This is a genomic window from Arthrobacter tumbae (assembly GCF_016907495.1).
Classification (GTDB): Bacteria; Actinomycetota; Actinomycetes; order Actinomycetales; family Micrococcaceae; genus Arthrobacter_D; species Arthrobacter_D tumbae.
Window position 1 is genome coordinate 3444104 of record NZ_JAFBCC010000001.1, and the last position, 16709, is coordinate 3460812.

The window sequence follows — 16709 nt, forward strand, 5'->3', positions numbered from 1 at the left end:
TCAGCGCCGCGGCGCCGGACGGGACTGGAGACGGGGGAACGCCTTGATGACACTGAGTCCGATTGCGGCAGCTGCCAGGTTCTTCAGGACGTCCCCCGGGAGGAAAACGACGTCGGCTGCGACGGCCGCGGCGAGGTCAAGTTTTGCATTGACCATCATGCCGATGATCCCCAAAGGGTGCGTGATAAGAAGGCTGGTCACAGTGCAGGCCGCGAACAGAGCGAGGAACCGGTAGCGGGAGAACCGGCGGAAAACAATACGTGCGAGGAAGCCGACCACAAAGGCTGCAATGGGGAAGGCGATGATGTAACCGGCCGATGGGCCGAAGAGGACACCGATACCGCCTCGAAACTGGCTGAAGATCGGCAGGCCCGCGAGCGCAACGGCCACGTACAGGCTGAGGGCTGCTCCCGCCCGCCACGGGCCGAGCACAATTCCGGTCACCATGATCGCCAGCGTCTGCAGAGTGATGGGCACCCCCACCTGCCCCACCGGTATAGCGGGTAGGATGGCACTGGCGGCCACGACGGCTGCGAAGACCGCGATCAGCGAGAGATCGGTCGCATTCCAGGAAGAACGAGCCCGTGCCGGAGCATCGGTGGGTGTGGAATGCGGGGCCGGATTCGTCTGTTGCATCGTGACGCTTTCTGTGAGATCTACACAACGGTGAGCTGTTACTTACCGAGATTAGTGCGGAAAGAAGCAAACACTCTTGTAGGTTTCCTACAACATTGAGGTCCGGCCCACCGCGCCGGAACAGGAAAGGCCCAGCCACCGTGATTACCGTGTCGAATCTTGAATTGCGTGCGGGCGCAAGGCTGCTCATGGATCAGGTGTCCTTCCGGGTGGACCGGGGAGACAAGATCGGGCTCGTCGGGCGAAACGGCGCCGGCAAGACAACGCTGACCCGGGTATTAGCGGGGGAGGGTCTGCCGGCCGCCGGCACAATCACCCGCAACGGAGAGATCGGCTATCTGCCGCAGGACCCGCGCACTCCCAACATGGAGCAGCTGGCCCGTGACCGGATTCTTTCTGCCCGCAACCTGGACGTTGTCGTCCGGAAGCTGCGTGAGACGCAGGAGGAGATGGCAAGCGACGATCCCCGCGTGAGGGATAAGGCGATGGCCCGCTATGACCGCCTGGAGACGGAATTCCTCGCCCACGGCGGGTACGCGGCAGAAGCCGAGGCCGCTGCCATCTCTTCGAATCTCGCGCTTCCGGAACGAATCCTCAACCAGCCGCTGAAAACACTGTCGGGCGGTCAGCGCCGACGGGTGGAACTCGCCCGCATCCTCTACTCCGGCGCGGAGACCATGCTCCTCGACGAACCCACCAACCACCTGGACGCCGACTCCATCACCTGGCTGCGGGAATTCCTGAAAAACCACCAGGGCGGGCTGATTGTCATCAGCCACGATGTTGATCTGCTTGAAGCAACCGTCAACAAGGTGTTCCAGCTTGATGCCAACCGGGCCACCATCGACCTGTACAACATGGGCTGGAAGCGGTATGTGCAGCAGCGGGAGACCGATGAGCGGGCGCGGAAGCGGGAACGGGCCAACACCGAGAAGAAGGCCCAGGTGCTGATCGACCAGGCCAACAAGATGCGCGCCAAGGCAACCAAGGCGGTCGCTGCCCAGAACATGGCGAAGCGGGCTGAGCGGATGCTATCCGGCCTCGATGAGGTACGCGCACAGGATCGCGTCGCGGCGCTGCGCTTCCCCGAACCGGCGTCATGCGGCCGCACGCCGATGACTGCCGAGGGCCTGAGCAAGTCCTACGGGTCGCTGGAAATCTTCACCGACGTCGATCTGGCGATCGACCGTGGCTCCAAGGTCGTAATCCTCGGATTGAACGGTGCGGGCAAGACTACGCTTCTGCGCATGCTTGCGGGGGTGGACCAGCCGGACACGGGAAAGATCGTGCCGGGCCACGGCCTGAAGGTCGGCTACTACGCCCAGGAGCATGAAACGCTTGACACCGAGCGCACCGTCCTCGAAAACATGCGGTCCTCGGCACCGGACATGCGGGACGCGGAGGTCCGGGGCATTCTCGGCTCCTTCCTGTTCTCCGGTGACGACGTCGACAAGCCGGCAGGCGTCCTGTCGGGCGGCGAGAAAACCCGCCTGGCCCTTGCAACGATCGTGGCATCATCCGCAAACGTGCTGCTGCTGGATGAGCCAACCAACAACCTGGACCCGGCAAGCCGTGCGGAGATCCTTGGCGCGCTGCGGAACTACTCCGGCGCGGTGGTGCTGGTCAGCCACGACGAAGGCGCCGTGGACGCACTGAACCCGGAACGCGTTGTGCTGCTTCCTGACGGCGTCGAGGACCTTTGGAACGACGACTACCTTGATCTGGTGACGCTCGCCTAGAGTCCCTGGGCGTCGAGGATTGCGTCCTCTTCCTGCTCGGAGGAGGGGCGTCGTCGTGCCCGTGAAGGCGTGGACTGCGGGTGCTCGTCCTCATGGTCGATGAGGTACTGCTGGCGGGCGGCATAACCCAGCCCTACGAACAACAGCACTCCGAAGGCGAACCACTGCATGGAATAGGACAGGTGCGGCCCGAGATCGATGGCCGGCTTGGCCGGCGCGATCGGCGCGGCGGCCGGGGCCGGTGTTTCGTTGGCCACCAGACCGTACGCGCCGGTGGAGATTGGATACCCCAGCTGCGATTGATAGGCAGCGAGGTCAATGGACGCCAGTTGTCCCGGCGGGGCCGACCGGTCCAGTTCCGGCTCTGCCGGACGAATGCGCGCGACGACTGTTACTTCGCCGTCCGGCGCCGGGGGAACAGTATCCGGCCGGCCTGCGCGGTCGTTGCCGATGGGCAGCCACCCCCGGTTGATGACGACGGCGGTGCCGTCCTGGAGCTTCAAGGGAACCAGAACCTCATAGCCCGGCCGGCCGCCCAGCGGCCGGTTTCGTACGATGCGCTGGTTGGCGGAGTCATAGTGCCCGACGAGCGTGACAGGCGCCCATTCCGTTGTCCCCTCGAAGGACTCGAAGAGCGGCGGGGAGTAGGGGATCGGCGCCAGGTCATAGTTTGCCTGAACCGTGTTGACCGTAGCCGCGGCCTGGTCCCGCCGGTCCAGCTGCCACAGCCCCAATGCGCTGCAGGCTGCGGCCAGCACCAGAACGAGCGCCAACCAGCCGAACCAGCGGGGTGTCGCCAGGTATTTCAGTATCTTCACGACGCCGCCGGGCTGCCTTCCAGCGGCAGCGTCTGCTTCCAGAGCCCTCTGGTGGTGAGGTACTCCTCCAGCCACTCGCGGTGCCCGCTGCAGGCCAGCCACGTCTTCCTGCGCTCAGGAGTGTGAATGCGGGGATTGTTCCAGAGAAGTTGCCAGGACGCGCTCCGGCCGCAGGCTTTCCGGGAGCAGATGGGTTCGCCGTGTCCGGTCGATGCAGCGCGGGTTGAAGGCTGCTCGGTCGAGGGAACTGCGCCAGCCAACTGGTCGAAGATGCTCACGTTGTTCCTTCCTTCTCCTCGGTTTCCTGATCAAGGTTCGGCTGGTCGTCGATGATCTCTCCCTGCAGCGTAACCGGCTCATCTTTCGGGGCCGCCGGTGCCGGCGCTTCCAGCTCCGGGACGGGCGCCCGGTCGAGCAGGGAGTCGCTGTGGGCCAGGTTGCTGGTGTCACTACCGCCGTTTGCAATAATCACCGCGAAATAGGGCAGGAACACGGCTCCCGCGATCATGAGCCACTGCAGCCAGCCCTCCACCACGAAGACGAGGATCAGGCAGACCATGCGGATTCCCATCGACACGGAATACTTGATCATCCGTTGGCGCATGTCATCGCTGTGTGCCTCGCGGGCATCACTGATGTTATGGACTTCCGGGCGGCGCTTCGACTGATGGCTCAGCTTGATCATCACACTCCAAGGGGACACTCCCATTGTCTCACTCCGCCGGCCGTTGTTAAAGTTCACCTGCATCGCCGATAGGATCGAACGGACGCTCAGCACCCTCCATCCGAAAGGACACTCCGTGCAGGAACAAGACACCGCTGGAACGCCCGAGGGCAAGACCGGGCGCAGCGTCCTGGTAACGGGAGGAAACCGCGGGATCGGACTGGCCATTGCGCAGTCCTTCGTCGCCAATGGTGACCGGGTGGCCATCACTTACCGAAGTGGCGATGTTCCGGCGGGCATGCTCGGGGTGAAAGCGGATGTCACGGACACCGAACAGATTGATGCCGCCTTCAGTGAGGTGGAGGACGCCCATGGGGCCGTTGAGGTGCTCATTGCCAATGCGGGCATCACCAGGGACACCCTGCTTCTTCGGATGAGTGAGACCGATTTCACGGATGTCGTGGACACGAACCTCACCGGCGCCTTCCGGGTGATCAAGCGGGCCAGCAGGGGAATGCTTCGCCTTCGCAAGGGCCGGATCGTCCTCATCTCTTCTGTCTCCGGGCTGTACGGAGCGCCGGGACAAATCAACTACTCTGCATCCAAGGCCGGACTCGTGGGAATCGCCCGTTCGCTGACGCGGGAACTCGGATCCAGGGGAATTACCTGCAATGTGGTTGCTCCCGGCTTCATCAACACGGACATGACCGCTGCCCTTCCGGCGGAAACCCAGAAGACCTACCTTTCGTCTATTCCGGCCGGCCGGTTCGCGGATGCGGGCGAGGTTGCCAACGTGGTCCGCTGGGTCGCCAGCGACGAGGCAGCCTACATTTCAGGCGCCGTTCTCCCCGTCGACGGCGGACTCGGGATGGGTCACTGACCACCGCCCGGCAGTTCTCCGCTCCACAAAGCTATTGGCACAACCGAATCAAGGAGGCCCCGGACATGGGCGCACTGGACAGCACAACGGCAATCGTCACGGGATCGTCCCGCGGAATCGGCGCTGAGGTGGCAAAGCTGCTTGCCGCGCAGGGCGCCGCCGTCGTCGTCAATTACCGGCAGAAAGCGCCCCGGGCCAACAAGGTGGTGGCGGGCATCGAGGCTGCCGGTGGCCGGGCCGTCGCGGTGGGCTCGGACCTGACTGCGCAGGAGGGCGCCCAGGCACTTGTTGACGCCGCAGTGCAGAATTTTGGTGGGCTCGATCTGCTGGTCCTCAACGCTTCCGGCGGTATGGAATCCGGACTCGGGGAGGACTACGCGCTCAAGCTCAACCGCGATGCCCAGGTAGGCATGCTCCAGGCAGCCCTCGGAGCCATGCCCGCCGGCGCCCGCGTGGTCTTTGTCACGAGCCACCAGGCCCACTTCATCAACACGGTGGAAACGATGGATGCCTACGAACCCGTTGCGCGCAGCAAGCGCGCCGGTGAGGATGCGCTTCGGGAGATGGTTCCGGCGCTGACCGAACGCGGCATCAGCTTCGTCGTCGTCTCAGGAGACATGATCGAGGGCACCGTCACCGCCACCCTGCTCGACCGCGCGGCGCCCGGCGCCATCGAGGCCCGCCGGCAGGAAGCCGGACGCCTCTACACGGTGGAGGAGTTCGCGGCCGAGATTGTCGCCATGGCAACCGCCGATGTTCCCACCGGCCATACCGAGTACGTGGGCGGCGCGGAGCACTTCACGCGCTGAACCCCTGCCGGCCGCCCTGAAGAGCGTGGTCCTATAGCCGCACGAAGTGGCGGACCACGTCAAGGTAGGGAAAGTTCACCGCAACATCAGCGGCTTTCCTCACGGCCGGCTTGGCATTGAACGCAACGCCAAGCCCGGCTGCGGCCAGCATGTCCAGGTCATTGGCGCCGTCGCCCACTGCCACCGTGCGTTCGAGCGGTATGCCGGCGGCCTCCGCCCATGCCTGCAGGCAGCGCGCCTTCTCCGCCCGGTCCACCACCGGCCCGATCACCGAACCCGTGAGTGTGCCGGCATCCACACCGAGCTCATTTGCCTTGGCATGCGTCAGGTTCAGGCGCGCGGCCAGGGGCTCGAGGATCTGGCTGAACCCGCCGGACACCACCGCAACTAGGTGACCCGCATCCAGGAACGCCTCCACCAGCTGCTCTGCCCCTTCGCTCAATTCGATCCGGGTTCCGACGTCCTCGATGACCCCTTCTGCCAGCCCGGCAAGCACGGCGACCCTGGCATGCAGGCTCTGGGAAAAATCAAGTTCACCCCGCATAGCGGATTCGGTGACGGCAGCAACCTCCGCCTCCCGGCCGGCGTGGGCTGCAAGGAGCTCGATGACCTCCTGCTTGATGAGCGTCGAGTCAACATCCATGATGAGCAGCTTGGTTCCCTCACGGAGGAGCGCGGGCGGCACCACCGCGATGCCGGTTTCATCCGACAATAGCGGCGCAACCGCCGTCCGAAGCGTGTCGATGCCGTCGTCGGAACTGACGGTCAGGCAGGCCACCTGGTAGCTGCCGGCGTCGGTGCTGCTCTCACCGACGACGACGGCGCCGTTTTCCTGCAGGGCGCGGCGCACCCAGGAGCCGTGCGAATCCCCCAACCGGGTGCCGAAGCTGACCACCCTGAACATCTCCGCCACGTGTGCCAACGGCCTTTCCTCGATCCGAGTCTCACCTGTCATTATGGTGCCCTGCCCGGCGGCGATGAAACCGGGAACCGGCTCCACGGATTCTCCGGTCATCCGCGCCATTCATTTAACGTTCAAGGCCGCTCTTAACCTAGTGTCTACTGTCATGAGTGATGTTCTGGAACTCTCCGGGGTGAGCCTTGTCCGCGGAGGGAAAGCGCTCCTGGATGACGTCGACTGGCAGGTCCGTGAAGGCGAGCGCTGGGTGGTCATGGGCCCCAACGGCGCGGGCAAAACGACGCTGCTGCAGATCGCGGGCGCGCGGATCCACCCAACCCGGGGCGTTGTGGGAATCCTCGATGAGGTGCTGGGAGCCGTTGACGTGTTCGAGCTGCGGCCCCGTATCGGCCTGGCGTCGGCGGCGCTGGCGTCCCAGATCCCGGAACACGAAACAGTTCTCAATGTCGTCGTCACGGCCTCTTACGGAGTGACCGGCCGCTGGCGCGAACAGTATGAACGGCTCGACGAGCGCAGGGCGTTCCGGCTGCTCGACGCCTGGGGTGTCTCCACCCTGATGAACAGGCCTTTCGCATCCCTGAGCGAGGGCGAACGCAAACGTGTCCAGATAGCGCGTGCCCTGATGGCCGACCCGGAGCTGCTGCTGCTCGACGAACCTGCCGCCGGCCTGGATCTGGCCGGGCGCGAGGACCTCGTCGCACGTCTCAGCGAACTCGCTGCCGACGAGGATTCGCCGGCGATCGTCCTGGTGACGCATCACCTCGAAGAAGTACCTCCCGGCTTTACCCACGCGATGCTCCTGCGTGAAGGGGCAGTGGTGGCGGCCGGACCCGTCGGGGAGGTGCTGGTGGCCGAACATCTGAGCCGGGCGTTCGACATGCCTCTCGAGGTCACCCGGCGGGATGGCCGTTACAGCGCCGTCGCGCGGTCCTGACGCAGCGGAGGAAACTTCGTGGACCTGTGGCGCGATGCGCTGATACTGCTCGGCGGTTTGTGGGCCGGAACCATCAACACCATCGTCGGTTCCGGCACCCTCGTGACCTTCCCCATCCTGGTTGCCCTGGGGTATGCCCCGGTGACCGCTACCATCAGCAATGCCATGGGCCTCGTGGCCGGCAACGTAACGGGTGCGTGGGGATACCGGGAAGAGCTGAAGGGAAACGGCCGGATTCTTGCCCGGCTGCTGCCGGCTTCGCTGCTCGGTGGCATAGTCGGAGCAGCCCTCCTCCTTAATCTTCCCGAGACCGTCTTCGAGCTGGTCGCGCCGTTCCTGATCGTGGTGGCGCTCGGATTCGTGATCTTCCAGCCGAAGCTGCAGCGTTGGGTGCGGCGTCGTGCTGAGGCCAGGGCGCCCACAACGTCCCATCCGCTGGCCCTGACGGTGCTCGTCTTCCTGGCCGGCGTCTACGGCGGATATTTCGTCGCCGCGCAGGGCATTCTGCTGGTGGGAATCCTGGGTATCTTTCTTTCCGGCACCATGCAGTCAGCCAACGCAATGAAGAACGTTCTGGTGCTTGGTGTGAATCTGATTGCGGCTGTCTCCTACATGATTTTCGCCTTTGACCGTATCGAGTGGTGGGTTGTCCTGCTCATCGCCGTTGGTTCCCTTGTGGGAGGCATCATCGGTTCGAAGGTCGGCAGGCGCCTTTCCCCCATCGTTCTGCGGAGCGTCATTGTGCTGCTCGGTCTGGTTGCCCTCTACGTCATGATCGTGCGGCTGGTGAGCTAGCGTGGCACTGGAGCGCCTTTCCAATGCAGCGGACCCCCGGGTCACTGACTACACCGGATTGACCGACACGCAGCTGCGTCGACGCCGCGAGCCGGCTGAAGGCCTGTACATCGCAGAAAGCACGAAGGTTCTCCGGCGGGCCATCGACGCCGGACATACGCCGCGATCCTTCTTCCTGACGGACAAATGGCTCCCGGAGCTCAAAGACGTCCTTGCCCGTTTCCCGGACATACCTGCCTATGTCGGGTCCGAGTCGGTACTGGAGGAAATCACCGGATTCCACCTTCACCGCGGAGCCCTGGCGGCCATGAACCGCCCTGCTCCGCTGGCGCTGGAGGACGTGCTGCACAACGCGCGCCGCGTGGCGATCCTCGAAGACATGGTGGATCACACCAACCTGGGCGCCGTTTTCCGTTCCGCGGCGGCGCTCGGCGTGGACGCGGTCCTGATCACGCCACGCTGCGCTGATCCGCTGTATCGAAGGGCTATCAGGGTCAGTATGGGAACGGTCTTCCAGGTGCCGTGGGTCAGACTGGAATCGTGGCCGGGCAGCATCGGAACGCTACGCGGGTCCGGCTTCCTGGTGGCGGCACTGGCCCTGGCGCCGGATTCGCTCGAACTGCAGGAGTTGTCGCAGCGCGATCCGGACCGACTGGCTCTCATTCTGGGTACCGAGGGTGAGGGGCTCTCGCAGTCCACACTCGAAGAGGCAGATGTCTCCGTGAGGATTCCCATGAGTTCCGCCGTGGATTCCCTCAACGTGGCGGCGGCGGGCGCCGTTGCCTTCTGGGAGTGCCGACCGCTCGCACTCCAGCGCGTCGATGGCTCTTTCGCGGATCCCGCGCGCGTGCGGTAGAGTTGGTTGCTGGCCTACGGGCCGTCAACTTTCAAACCACCGGTGCCTGGCAAAATCCAGGCAACTACAGAAAGTACTCCCATGAAGTCTGATATCCACCCCAAGTACGCATCGGTCGTCTTCCGCGACCTCGCTTCTGAGAAGTCGTTCCTCACCCGCTCAACGGTCACTTCTGACAAGACGGTTGAATGGGAAGATGGAAACACCTACCCGCTGGTAGAGGTGGAAATCTCTTCGGAGTCCCACCCGTTCTACACCGGCAAGCAGCGCATCATGGACTCCGCTGGCCGCGTCGAGCGCTTCAACCAGCGCTTCAAGGGTTTCGGCAAGAAGTAAATCGCCTGAACATCGTTACTGGGCCCGAACTGGAATTTCCGGTTCGGGCCCAGTGCTTTAAGCAGATATACCAAGGTGTAGCCGGACGAGGCAGCAGGAGAATCATGGAGCACGGGGCAATGCGGGAGTATCACGGGGAATACAAGGTCGCCGGCGGGAAGCTGGTAGTGGTGGACACCGACGTCGTCGGAGGCAAGCTCAGCCGTGTGTCGGTGAACGGAGATTTCTTCCTGGAGCCGGACGAGGCGCTGTATGACATCAATGCCGCCCTGGAAGGCCTTGACGCCGAAACGTCCCACGGTGAACTGGCAGCGGCGATCAGGCGGGAGCTGCGCCCGGATGCGCAACTCTTCGGATTCTCTCCCGAGGCGATCGCCACCGCCGTCCGCCGGGCGCTGGGAAAGGCTTCGGGCTTCGCTGACCATCAATGGGAAATCATTGGTCCCACGCCGCTTCCGACGGCCATGCACGTCGCCATGGACGAAGTGCTGACCCGCGAGGTGGGCGCCGGGCTTCGTAACCCCACGCTGCGCTTCTGGGAGTGGGAGAGTCCCTCGGTGGTCATTGGCAGCTTTCAGTCCATGCGCAACGAAGTCGATGCTGACGCCGTCCTTCGCCACGGCGTCAGCGTGGTCCGTCGCATGAGCGGCGGCGGAGCCATGTTCATGGAGCACGGCAACGCCATCACCTATTCGCTGTACCTCCCGCAGTCGCTGGTGGATGGACTGAGCTTTGCTGACTCCTACCCGTTCCTCGATGACTGGGTGATGGAAGGGTTGAAAAAGCTCGGCATTTCAGCCTGGTACCAGCCGCTCAACGACATCGCGACTGATATCGGCAAGATCGGCGGCGCGGCGCAGAAACGTCTCAGCAACGGCGGCATGCTCCATCACGTGACGATGTCCTACGACATTGATGCCGACAAGATGCTCGAGATCCTCCGGATAGGACGCGAGAAGCTTTCCGACAAGGGGATCAAGAGCGCCAAGAAACGGGTGGACCCCCTCCGACGGCAGACCGGGCTGACGCGTGAGGAGATTATCCAGGTCCTGAGCGAGACCTTCCGGGAGCGCTACCAGGCCGTGGACGGGACACTCACTCAGGCCGAGCTGACAACCGCGCAGGCGCTGGTGGAGGAGAAGTTCGGCACCGACGAATGGCTCTACCGCGTGCCGTGACCCGTCAATCCGCAGCAGCCTGGGCGCGCAGCGCGCGCAGCAGGTGGTCACGTTCCTCCACCACGATCCTCCGGAGGGATTGCGGAGACTTCGCGTGTTCCTTCAGCCAGGAGTCTGTCAGCACCAGTACCGGATGATCTTCCGGAACGGTTCCCGCAACAAGATCCTGGTCGCCGGGATACAGTCCACGCACAATCCTGGCTGACATCTCAATCGGCAGCTCGCGCCAGACCCTGTCGACCTCCTGGAAATAGGCGTCGATATACGGTTCATGCAAGTCCGGCGGCCCTTCCTGGAAGCCGGCGATGGTGGCGCTGAGCAGTTCATTCGACAGCCGATCGCCGAAGACGACCTCTTTCCAGGCCGTGGCCTTGACTGCAGCGTCCGGAAAGGACGTGCAGGCTGTGGTGAAGCCCGTCCGTCCCGATGCGGTGCGGTCACGCTCAAGGGCTGCTTCGAGCTCTTCGACGGTTGCAAGCTTCTGCGCAGCCAGCGCCTGCCACAGCTGCCAGGCAAGTTCGTCGTCGATCACTAGACCGTCAATTGTCCGCGTCCCTTCCAGTAGTCCGCGAAGCAGTGGAGTGTGGGTTGCGGTCTTCCGGGTGATTGCTGCCAGCGCCCGAGCCCAGACCAGCTGATGATCGGAACCCGGTCCGGCGGCTTCCAATCCGCGGAGCAGGAAGATCGCGAGGCGTTCGCGCAGATCCCTGCGCGCCGACACCGGGGTGTAGTGTTCGACCGCGTACCGCGCGTTCTGAAGCAGCTGCTGGAGGATTCCGATGCCCTCCTCGACCAGTGCAGTCCTCTGTATGGCATCCACGTAGTCTGCTGCGCTGAGCAGGCCATCGCGGGTGGAGGACCACAGTGCAGTCAGGCTCACTGCCCTCGCCAGGGGTTCCTCAAGCCGATCCGCGGAGGACAGGAGCGTCGCAAGGGAGCGATCGTCGAAGACGAGCTTTGCATACGTCAGATCATCATCGTTGATGAGCAGCAGGTCGGGCTGGTCACTGCCGACGAGCTCGGGAATCTCTGTGCGGTCTCCGTCCAGCATGACATCGTGGGAGGCTGCGCGAAGCAGTCTCCCATTCGCATCGAGGGAGTAGAGTCCCAGACGGACGCTGTGCGGGCGGGGGGCGGGTCTGGAGGTCACGGGGTCCGGCGCGTGCTGGAGGATCGCCACGGAGGTATAGACGCCGTCGTCGTCGGTTTCCACCTGAGCGGCAAGTTGCGGGACTCCCGAGGTCTGCAGCCACCGCTGCGCCCAATCCGACATGTCCCTGCCTGAGGCTTCGCTCAGAGCGGCCAGCAGGTCGTCGAGGGTTGTATTGGAGAAGGCGTGCTTGCGGAAATAAGACCGTGCCGCGGACGCAAAGGCTTCGAATCCGACGTAGGCGACGAGCTGTTTGAGGACCGACGCGCCCTTGGCATAGGTGATGCCGTCGAAGTTGAGTTTTGCCGCCTCCAGATCGACGATGTCCGCGACAATCGGGTGGGTGGAAGGCAGCTGGTCCTGCAGGTAGGCCCAGGCCTTGCGCCGGGTGGCGAAGGTGACCCACGAGGTCGGGGAATCCAATGCCTCCGCGACCGCGAGCGCCCCCGAGAAGTCAGCAAAGGATTCCTTCAGCCACAGATCGTCCCACCAGGTCATGGTCACCAGATCGCCGAACCACATATGCGCCATCTCGTGCATGATCGTGTTGTCCCGCGCCTCGTACTGCGCGTGCGTGGCCCTCGACTTGAACACATAGGACTCGGTGAAGGTCACCAGACCCGGGTTTTCCATGGCGCCGAGGTTGTATTCGGGCACAAACGCCTGATCGTACTTCCCGAACGGGTAGGGGTAGTGAAACAGGTCGTGGAAGTAAGTGAGTCCGCGCCGGGTGGTGTCGAAGATGCGCGCTGCATCGAGGTGACCGCTGAGCGACCGTCGGCAGAACAGGGACAGGGGGATGGTGAGCACCTCACCGCCCTCCAGAATACCGGTCCATTCGTCGCTCACGGACTCGTACGGGCCAGCCAATACTGTCGTGATGTAGGTCGGGATGCGCATAGTCGGCGCGAAGTGCCAGGTAGCGGAGCCGTCGTCGTGCTGGTCGCGGCTGCTCTCGGCACCGTTCGATGCGACGGTCCAAGACTCCGGCGCCCGCACATGGAAAGTGAAGGACGCCTTGAGGTCCGGCTGTTCGAAGCAGGCGAAGACGCGGCGGGCATCGGCCGGCTCGTACTGGGTGTAAAGGTAGGTCTCGCCGTCGGCAGGGTCCTCGAAACGGTGCATACCTTCGCCGCTGCGGCTGTAGAGCGCTATACCGTCCACAATTACGGTGTTCTGCTCGGCAAGGTGAGGGAGTCTGATGCGTGCGCCGTCAACAACCTGCTCAAGTTCGAGCACCGTACCGTTCAGCGTGACGGCCTGCACTCCGGCGGAAATGAAGTCGAGGAAGGTGTCCGCACCGGGGGATGAGCAGTCGAACGCCACAACCGTCCGCGAAGGGAATCCCCCAATCTCGGCGTCCATCGCGGTACGGAGGTCCAGCGTGATGTCGTAACTGGAGACGGTGATGATCGCTGACCGGTCCGCCGCCTCATCGCGGCGCAGAGTCTCGTTATGCACCGGCCTATTCAACCACGGTCGGTGCGGCCTGCCGCGATGGCAGTTCACGGTCCGGCGGCGGCGTGCCGCCGGAGGTCCCGGTAGGTAAACACGTCCGATACATGGCACTGTGGAGCCATGTCCGAGCTCTTTGAAGACTACGCAACCGTTGCCCGGCGCACCGCCGCCTACGACGAGATGTTCGACGATGCGAACCAGCCGCGGGCCGAGTACAGACCGGTGGCAGCCGCCCTTGATGAGCTCAACCTCGCCGATGTGACGGCGCGGGCGGATTCGATGGCGAGGACGTTCCTTGATCGTGGAGTGACCTTTGATTTCGCGGGGGAGGAGCGGCCCTTCCCGCTCGATATCGTGCCGCGCGTCATAGCCGGCTCGGACTGGGACTCCCTTGAACGCGGTGTGACGCAGCGGGTGCACGCGCTCGAAGCCTTCCTCAACGACATCTACGACAAGATGACCGTGGTCAGTGACGGCGTCATACCCCGCCGCTTGATCACTTCCTCGGCGCACTTTCACCGGGAGGTTGCCGGTTTCGATCCCGCCGGAGGGGTGCGCGTACATATCTCCGGAATTGACGTCGTGCGCGATGCCGCGGGCACCTTCCGCGTCCTCGAGGACAACGTGAGGGTCCCCAGCGGGGTCAGCTACGTGCTGGAGAACCGTCGCGCCATGGCGAAGGGGCTTCCCGAGGCCTTCGGTCAGCAGCACGTCCGCCCAGTCGAGGAGTACCCGCGCCGCCTTCTTGCCGCCCTGCGAAAAACGGCACCGTCGGGCGCGGAGGATCCGACCGTCGTCGTGCTCACCCCGGGTGTGTTCAATTCCGCGTATTTCGAACACACTCTGCTCGCCGGGCTCATGGGCGTGGAGCTCGTCGAGGGACGGGACCTCATTTGCCGAGGCAACCGCGTGTACATGCGCACGACGGCCGGGGAACAGCGCGTCGACGTGATCTACAAGCGCATCGACGACGAATTCCTCGACCCCCTGCAGTTCCGCGCAGATTCAGTGCTCGGCTGTCCCGGGATCGTGAACGCTGCGCGCGCCGGCATGGTCACCATCGCGAACGCGGTAGGCAACGGCGTCGCCGATGACAAGCTCGTCTACACCTATGTGCCGGACCTGATCCGCTACTACCTCAACGAGGAACCGATCATCGCCAACGTTGACACGTTCCGGCTGGAGGAACCCGCTGCCCGGGAGGAAGTGCTCGACCGGTTGGATGAGCTGGTGGTGAAGCCCGTGGACGGATCGGGAGGCAAGGGCCTGGTGATCGGTCCCGATGCGACGGCGGACGAACTTGCGGCCCTCCGCGGCAGGATTCTTGCCGACCCGCGGGGCTGGATCGCGCAGCCCGTCCTCCAGCTCTCCACTGTGCCCACCATGTCCGGCGGCCAGTTCGGTCCCCGTCACGTCGACCTGCGTCCGTTCGCAGTCAACGACGGCGAGAACGTCTGGGTCCTTCCCGGCGGTCTGACCCGCGTGGCCATGAAGGAGGGCTCGCTGATCGTGAACTCCAGTCAGGGAGGCGGCTCGAAGGATACGTGGGTTGTCGACGGCCAGTCGGACAGCGCGCCTGTTCCTCCCGAAGCGGCGCCGTTGCGGGAACGGGTCAGCGTGTGGCCCGTGGAGACGGGTTGGCGGGACCGGCAGCCCGAGCAGCAACAGCAACAGCATCAACAGGACAGCGGCGAAGGAGAGGTGCAGGACAATGCTTAGCCGGATTGCGGAGTCTCTGTTCTGGATTGGCAGGTACGTCGAGCGGGCTGACGGCACCGCCCGGATCCTCGATGTTCACCTTGAGCGGCTGAACCAGATGCCGCGGCCCGTTCAGCGGGACGTTTCGCGCCAGTTGCTCGGGGTCATGGGCAACAAGCCCGAGTCTGATGACTTCGGCCTGCCCGAGCTCATCGAGGCGCTCGCCTTCGACCGCAGCAGCGCAACGTCCATCGCAGGGGCCCTCGGCGCTGCCCGAGAGAACGCTCGTCGAGCCAGGGAAACGGTATCCGGAAGCGTGTGGGAGGGGCTCAACACCACCTGGTACGGCCTTACGCAGCACCGGAAAGACGTAGTAGGGACCTACCGCTTCTGCCACTGGGTCATCGAACGCACCGCAATGGTGCGCGGTCTGTCGGACACCACCATGAGCCACGACGAAAGCTGGCAGTTCCTGGTGCTCGGCCGGAGCCTTGAACGGGCAGACATGACTGCCCGGATGCTCTCCACGCGTGACGTCCACGCGTCCGGCCTGTCGTGGGTGAACATGCTGCGCTGCGCCGGTGCGTACGAGTCGTTCCTCCGAACCCGTCGCGCATCCTTCGGCGAACAGCACGCGGCGCAGTTCCTGCTCCTGGACCGGCTGTTTCCGCGCTCGATCGTCTATGCCCTCAGCGACGCCGAGAAATGCCTGGCAAACCTGAACCCGGCCTACCAGCGCGTCGGCTTCATCAATGACGCCAGCAGAATCGTTGGCCAGGCCCGCACCTTCCTTGAATTCCACCAGACGGACGACCTCATGCTGGAACTGCCCGAGCACATGGAAAGAGTCCAGAAAGCGTGCGCACGCGCCTCCGACGCCGTCTCACGCACCTACTTCTCGCAGGCAGATGAGCTGTCCTGGGTTGGGGAGGTCTCATGACCCGCTTGCTGATTGAACACCGCACCGGCTACGACTATCTGCGCCGTGTGTCCCTGTCCTACAACGAAGCGCGTATGACACCGCTGACTGACTCCCAGCAGGTGGTGCTCGAATCCACCGTCACCCTCAATCCGTCCGGTGCCTCGATGGCAACCTATCGTGACTACTGGGGAACCCGTGTGACCTCGTTCGATGTACACGTGCCCCACGACCGGCTGGAAGTATCTGCCCGGACCCTCGTGGAAGTCAGCCGCACCGAACGCATTCCCGCTCCGGAGGAAGTGGTGAGTTGGGAGGATCTGCGCTCTGATGACGTCGTGAACGATTACGCAGACTGGCTTCCGGACACGCACCTGACGCAGCCGGATGCCGAAATACGCTCGCTCGTCCGGGAGGTCGTCGACGGCGAGGACCCTCACACCGCCGCACACTCCGTTTTCGACTGGCTCAAGGGCGAAATGAAATACGTGCAGGGCGTGACCGGTGTGCAGTCCAATGCACGCGACGCCTGGTCCGAACGCCAGGGCGTCTGTCAGGACCTTGCTCACGTCGCAATCGGAGCGCTGCGGAGCCTCGGCATCCCGGCCCGATACATTTCGGGATACCTGCACCCGCGCAGGACGGCGGCAGTCGGCGAGGCAGTGGCCGGCCAGTCCCATGCCTGGGTCGAGTGGTGGGACGGCGAGTGGCGGGGGTGGGATCCGACGAACAGCGGCCCCGTCAGCGACTTCCATGTGTCGGTGGCGCGGGGCCGTGACTACCGCGATGTCTCGCCCCTGAAGGGAATCCTCTCGGGCGGCGGCGGGTCCTCACTCAACGTGACGGTTGAAATCACCCGCGTCGCCTGACGAAGGGCTGCGGGTCGAGCGGCCCGCCGCCCTTCGTCGGGCTGCACAATC

At 64.1% G+C, this 16709-nt stretch carries 17 protein-coding genes; 11 read left to right on the forward strand and 6 right to left on the reverse strand.

The window, feature by feature from the left end:
* Positions 1-636, reverse strand: a complete 636-nt coding sequence (locus tag JOD47_RS16210; protein WP_204535880.1) for a biotin transporter BioY — start codon at positions 634-636, stop codon at positions 1-3.
* A gap of 140 nt (positions 637-776) precedes the next feature.
* Here JOD47_RS16210 and JOD47_RS16215 point away from each other — a divergent pair, with 140 nt between their 5' ends.
* Complete coding sequence (locus JOD47_RS16215; protein WP_204535882.1) at positions 777-2375, forward strand: ABC-F family ATP-binding cassette domain-containing protein; 1599 nt, start codon at positions 777-779, stop codon at positions 2373-2375.
* On the opposite strand, the gene JOD47_RS16220 is transcribed toward JOD47_RS16215, so the two are convergent.
* Genes JOD47_RS16220 through JOD47_RS16230 form a run of 3 tightly spaced genes read right to left on the reverse strand, consistent with a single transcriptional unit; the run spans position 2372 to position 3878 of the window.
* Complete coding sequence (locus tag JOD47_RS16220; RefSeq protein ID WP_204536826.1) at positions 2372-3187, reverse strand: SURF1 family cytochrome oxidase biogenesis protein; 816 nt, start codon at positions 3185-3187, stop codon at positions 2372-2374. The genes JOD47_RS16215 and JOD47_RS16220 overlap by 4 nt on opposite strands.
* A 2-nt stretch (positions 3188-3189) precedes the next feature.
* Positions 3190-3471, reverse strand: a complete 282-nt coding sequence (locus JOD47_RS16225; protein WP_204535884.1) for a hypothetical protein — start codon at positions 3469-3471, stop codon at positions 3190-3192.
* Positions 3468-3878 carry a DUF3099 domain-containing protein gene (locus JOD47_RS16230; RefSeq protein ID WP_239548141.1) on the reverse strand — a complete coding sequence of 137 codons (411 nt, stop codon included), beginning with the start codon at positions 3876-3878 and terminating at the stop codon, positions 3468-3470. Before JOD47_RS16230 ends, JOD47_RS16225 begins: the two co-directional genes overlap by 4 nt.
* Before the next feature lie 115 nt (positions 3879-3993).
* Between JOD47_RS16230 and fabG the strand changes: the two genes are divergently transcribed.
* A complete protein-coding gene (gene fabG / locus JOD47_RS16235) occupies positions 3994-4737 on the forward strand; it encodes a 3-oxoacyl-ACP reductase FabG (protein ID WP_204535888.1) in 744 nt (247 codons plus the stop codon).
* A 65-nt stretch (positions 4738-4802) separates the two neighbouring features.
* Complete coding sequence (locus JOD47_RS16240; RefSeq protein ID WP_204535890.1) at positions 4803-5546, forward strand: SDR family oxidoreductase; 744 nt, start codon at positions 4803-4805, stop codon at positions 5544-5546.
* Between the two features lie 31 nt (positions 5547-5577).
* Here JOD47_RS16240 and serB read toward each other — a convergent pair whose 3' ends face one another.
* Positions 5578-6459 carry a phosphoserine phosphatase SerB gene (serB, locus tag JOD47_RS16245; RefSeq protein ID WP_372432850.1) on the reverse strand — a complete coding sequence of 294 codons (882 nt, stop codon included), beginning with the start codon at positions 6457-6459 and terminating at the stop codon, positions 5578-5580.
* A 154-nt stretch (positions 6460-6613) separates the two neighbouring features.
* Between serB and JOD47_RS16250 the strand changes: the two genes are divergently transcribed.
* The 5 genes from JOD47_RS16250 (at position 6614) to lplAB (ending at position 10564) form a co-directional block, all read left to right on the forward strand.
* On the forward strand, positions 6614-7399 hold the full coding sequence (locus JOD47_RS16250; RefSeq protein ID WP_204535892.1) for an ABC transporter ATP-binding protein: 786 nt from the start codon (positions 6614-6616) through the stop codon (positions 7397-7399).
* A gap of 18 nt (positions 7400-7417) precedes the next feature.
* On the forward strand, positions 7418-8194 hold the full coding sequence (locus JOD47_RS16255) for a sulfite exporter TauE/SafE family protein (protein WP_204535894.1): 777 nt from the start codon (positions 7418-7420) through the stop codon (positions 8192-8194).
* A gap of 1 nt (position 8195) precedes the next feature.
* On the forward strand, positions 8196-9050 hold the full coding sequence (locus JOD47_RS16260) for a TrmH family RNA methyltransferase (protein ID WP_204535896.1): 855 nt from the start codon (positions 8196-8198) through the stop codon (positions 9048-9050).
* 81 nt (positions 9051-9131) lie between these two features.
* Positions 9132-9386 (forward strand): type B 50S ribosomal protein L31, encoded by a 255-nt coding sequence (locus JOD47_RS16265; protein ID WP_204535898.1) that lies wholly within the window; start codon positions 9132-9134, stop codon positions 9384-9386.
* Between the two features lie 104 nt (positions 9387-9490).
* Positions 9491-10564 (forward strand): lipoate-protein ligase LplAB, encoded by a 1074-nt coding sequence (gene lplAB / locus JOD47_RS16270; protein WP_204535900.1) that lies wholly within the window; start codon positions 9491-9493, stop codon positions 10562-10564.
* Between the two features lie 4 nt (positions 10565-10568).
* Here lplAB and pepN read toward each other — a convergent pair whose 3' ends face one another.
* Positions 10569-13175 carry an aminopeptidase N gene (gene pepN / locus JOD47_RS16275; RefSeq protein WP_204535902.1) on the reverse strand — a complete coding sequence of 869 codons (2607 nt, stop codon included), beginning with the start codon at positions 13173-13175 and terminating at the stop codon, positions 10569-10571.
* Positions 13176-13292: 117 nt separating this feature from the next.
* Here pepN and JOD47_RS16280 point away from each other — a divergent pair, with 117 nt between their 5' ends.
* From JOD47_RS16280 to JOD47_RS16290, 3 genes are read left to right on the forward strand one after another with little or no spacing between them, the layout of a single operon-like run.
* Entirely contained in the window at positions 13293-14891 is a 1599-nt protein-coding gene (locus tag JOD47_RS16280) for a circularly permuted type 2 ATP-grasp protein (RefSeq protein ID WP_204535904.1), read from the forward strand.
* A complete protein-coding gene (locus JOD47_RS16285; RefSeq protein WP_204535906.1) occupies positions 14884-15810 on the forward strand; it encodes an alpha-E domain-containing protein in 927 nt (308 codons plus the stop codon). The genes JOD47_RS16280 and JOD47_RS16285 overlap by 8 nt, the downstream gene beginning before the upstream one ends.
* On the forward strand, positions 15807-16658 hold the full coding sequence (locus JOD47_RS16290; RefSeq protein ID WP_204535908.1) for a transglutaminase family protein: 852 nt from the start codon (positions 15807-15809) through the stop codon (positions 16656-16658). Before JOD47_RS16285 ends, JOD47_RS16290 begins: the two co-directional genes overlap by 4 nt.
* The last annotated feature ends 51 nt before the right edge of the window (positions 16659-16709 follow it).

Excerpts from the sequence above, each read along its gene's own strand:
- JOD47_RS16240 (WP_204535890.1), top strand. The coding sequence starts at position 4,803 with ATGGGCGCACTGGACAGCACAACGGCAATCGTCACGGGATCGTCCCGC.
- JOD47_RS16210 (WP_204535880.1), bottom strand. The coding sequence starts at position 636 with ATGCAACAGACGAATCCGGCCCCGCATTCCACACCCACCGATGCTCCG.
- JOD47_RS16250 (WP_204535892.1), top strand. The coding sequence starts at position 6,614 with ATGAGTGATGTTCTGGAACTCTCCGGGGTGAGCCTTGTCCGCGGAGGG.
- JOD47_RS16285 (WP_204535906.1), top strand. The coding sequence starts at position 14,884 with ATGCTTAGCCGGATTGCGGAGTCTCTGTTCTGGATTGGCAGGTACGTC.
- JOD47_RS16230 (WP_239548141.1), bottom strand. The coding sequence starts at position 3,878 with ATGATCAAGCTGAGCCATCAGTCGAAGCGCCGCCCGGAAGTCCATAAC.
- lplAB (WP_204535900.1), top strand. The coding sequence starts at position 9,491 with ATGGAGCACGGGGCAATGCGGGAGTATCACGGGGAATACAAGGTCGCC.
- JOD47_RS16265 (WP_204535898.1), top strand. The coding sequence starts at position 9,132 with ATGAAGTCTGATATCCACCCCAAGTACGCATCGGTCGTCTTCCGCGAC.
- JOD47_RS16280 (WP_204535904.1), top strand. The coding sequence starts at position 13,293 with ATGTCCGAGCTCTTTGAAGACTACGCAACCGTTGCCCGGCGCACCGCC.
- JOD47_RS16290 (WP_204535908.1), top strand. The coding sequence starts at position 15,807 with ATGACCCGCTTGCTGATTGAACACCGCACCGGCTACGACTATCTGCGC.